We start from the raw sequence: 2,987 nt of genomic DNA, 5'->3' as shown, positions 1-2,987 counted from the left end.
CAAAACTCACTTTCACGTGACTCATGGCTGCCAGGTTATAAATCTCATCCGGCTGCACCTCCTTAATGATACGTGTCAGGTTCATGGAGTCTGTCAAATCACCATAGTGCAGGATCAGGTTACGATTCTCCACATGAGGATCCTGATATAAGTGATCAATACGATCTGTATTAAACAATGACGAGCGACGCTTAATACCATGAACAATGTATCCTTTTTTTAATAAAAACTCGGCAAGGTAGGCGCCGTCTTGTCCGGTAATACCGGTTATTAGTGCTATTTTAGGCATATTAGATTTTGTTTATAAGTCAAAAGCAATAGATCACTACTTAATTATTAAGATTCAATACAAATATCACTTTATCCGTAATAATATCCAAAAGAGATATTCTTCCATTTGGTCAACAGTCAATTCCAGCGGTGAGCATTTAAAATGCAGTACCGTTTTCGAGATCTGCATCAGGTAGTTTCTGATGCAGTAATCAGATTTACCGGCAATGGTGTACTTACGAAGAAACTATTCGCCGATAATTCGAAATGCAGGCACTTCTGTGAAAGCCTGTTTTAAATAAGTTTTTCTGCTCATAATAATTACTGTTTATAAGTTATCAGCAGAAAAATCAGATTATTTCGTAAGTTTTAATACTTTTGAATCATAAGCTCTCGAGGTACGAGGGGATAGTTCAACAATTGAAAAAGTAAATAAGGACAAATGATATTTCATAAAAATACAAAACATCTGTGCATTGTAATAATAGTCGCACTATTTACAAACCTTAGCATAATAATTGGCCAGTCAAATGATTTAAAAGTATCAGTAATTGCTAACACCTCGGTAACAATTACATCGTCTGAGTTTATACACTATTTCAGTTACGTTGAAAACTCTGATACAAATATAAGGTTATGGCGATACATGGGAATGCGAGACTTAGAGACCAATGAAGTACTTGTTACATCGGGAGACTCTGAAGGTGTATATAAAATAGTTGATGGAATAGACTTTACAGGAGGATACCATGGAGATGAAGAATTAACTAAAATTAGTTTTGTTCTAGATGAAACTGACATTGAATTAAATAAAAATGGCATTTACTATGGGAATACCTTGAAACGTTTTCTTAATTCAGACATGTACACTGTGCAAAATAACAAGGGTAACAGGCCTTATAAACAAGTAGAGTGCAATAGAGAACATATCTTAGAAATAACTAGGTGGGAATATAAGTACTTTAATAAATTCATGTTTGTTAAGGATCAGTCTATCACAGATTTATTTCTCGGCATGTATTGTATAGGACCTCAATTTTCAAACATTATGATCGACAATGAAATATTTATTATAAATGAAACGTCTCCATTAATATTAAAAAATAATGTTACAAGAGGGACTTGGAAATACCCTGAACGATGGGAAGCAATTCTTGAAATAGAATACATAAATACTCCGGAATATTTCACATCGCAATTATTAGTTTTACCTGCACCATACTATAATAAAGCTTACTTTGGTATGTACAAACAAAATGTAGACATTTCAATAAATGATGTTTTTGAAACTAAGTTTAGTGCCACATATTCTAAAGCAACCGTAACCAATAATTTTGAAGTAAATGAATCTTTAACTGCTGTATATCTCAATCCTACAAGTAAAGTACTAAAATTAAAAAGTAATGAGTCTGATTTAAAAACGATAAGTCTTTCTGTATTTGATATTCAAGGAAGAAAAATTAAAGATTTTAAAGGCGATATTTACGCAACTGACTTTGATCTAAACATCTGTGATTTAAAAAAAGGAATGTACCTATATATTCTTGAAGGATTTAAAGATCCAATAAAAGGCAAGTTTATTATTACAAAATAAACTGTAATAAAATATAGACTACTACGTATTGATAAAAATAGTCAGAATCGTTATTTATAATCAAATACTTAGCCGTCAATAATGGCACTTGTAGCTGAAAGCATTGAGACCTACAATAGATTAAGGCATTATTCTTGTGACCTGCTAACGCCAGAACAGATGCATAAACAACGAAGAATAAAGATTAAAAACTACAGCAAAAAATTAGTCCCCAAGGATACCCTTGGGGACTAAAGGGAATGCTTTATTATTTTAGTCTAATAATATCTTTAACGGCTATTTAGGCAATTTCAGAAGTAAGTAAAAACTAAATAATACGAAGAGTTAATTCTTTAAGGGTTAGCTCTTTTGTTTTTCATAATCCTAATTTGCTATTATCAGAATGGTATTTTGCAGGTGAAGGGCCATACCACTCCCGGAGGTGAATGTTCATTTTAATAAGATTTTATGCTGCCTGAGTTAGTTCTTTCTGCATTCGCCGGCCAATCTCGAGGGCATTGCCGACATGGATGCCAAAGAATATCCAGAGGATTTCATTATCCCCGGTTCTGGCTTTGATTCGGTTCAGGTAGTAGTGTTGTTTATCCTTGCCAAAACTGCCCTCTAATCGTGTTGCCCTTTCTTTTGTAATCATAGCTGCCAGTTGTTTGCGATGGCGTTCGTGCTTACCAGCCCGACCTTTTCTGACAAAATCAGTTTTAATATTATTCAAAGACGCAAACTTTCGGTTGGTATTGGTGGCATAAATAGCATCAGCTCCAACCAAACGTACTTTAGCATGTGTCAAGCTTTGTGCCAAATGAACAGATGATTTAAAGCGGTTTCCTTCATTGAAGGCATCAAAACTAACGTGTTCGATAAAGCTGATGCCATTGATTTGGATTTTATTCACCTTGGCTCCAAACTCAACAGCTTTGGTTTCTTTACCTCTGACAATGGGCCGGATATAGCTTTTTGAGAGGCTGACTATACGGTCTTCAGGTGATTTGCCTGTTGTAAACTTATAGCTTTGTTGCTTCAGCACGTTTTCAATAATAGCATACTGCCTGTAATGCTTATCAGGCATTTGGGCATTAAGATGCTGTATGACGGCTGCCAGTTCTTCTAAAAGCTTTCTGAGTAA

3 protein-coding genes are annotated in these 2,987 nt (G+C 34.5%); 1 reads left to right on the top strand and 2 read right to left on the bottom strand.

Features of this window, described 5'->3' with window-relative positions:
- Nucleotides 1-289, bottom strand: a 289-nt coding sequence (locus AC4MRQ_RS25465) for a GDP-mannose 4,6-dehydratase (RefSeq protein ID WP_491200551.1), incomplete at its 3' end; no start/stop codon positions are given.
- Nucleotides 290-712: 423 nt separating this feature from the next.
- Here AC4MRQ_RS25465 and AC4MRQ_RS25460 point away from each other — a divergent pair.
- Nucleotides 713-1,864: a T9SS type A sorting domain-containing protein gene (locus tag AC4MRQ_RS25460; protein ID WP_491200550.1), complete on the top strand. Its 1,152-nt coding sequence runs from the start codon at nucleotides 713-715 to the stop codon at nucleotides 1,862-1,864.
- A 445-nt stretch (nucleotides 1,865-2,309) separates the two neighbouring features.
- On the opposite strand, the gene AC4MRQ_RS25455 is transcribed toward AC4MRQ_RS25460, so the two are convergent.
- On the bottom strand, nucleotides 2,310-2,987 hold a 678-nt coding region (locus AC4MRQ_RS25455), incomplete at its 5' end, for a transposase family protein (RefSeq protein WP_491200549.1).

Source organism: Carboxylicivirga sp., assembly GCF_982718395.1.
The sequence above is the reverse complement of the archived record's forward strand: the minus strand, read 5'-3'. Positions and strand labels throughout refer to the sequence as shown.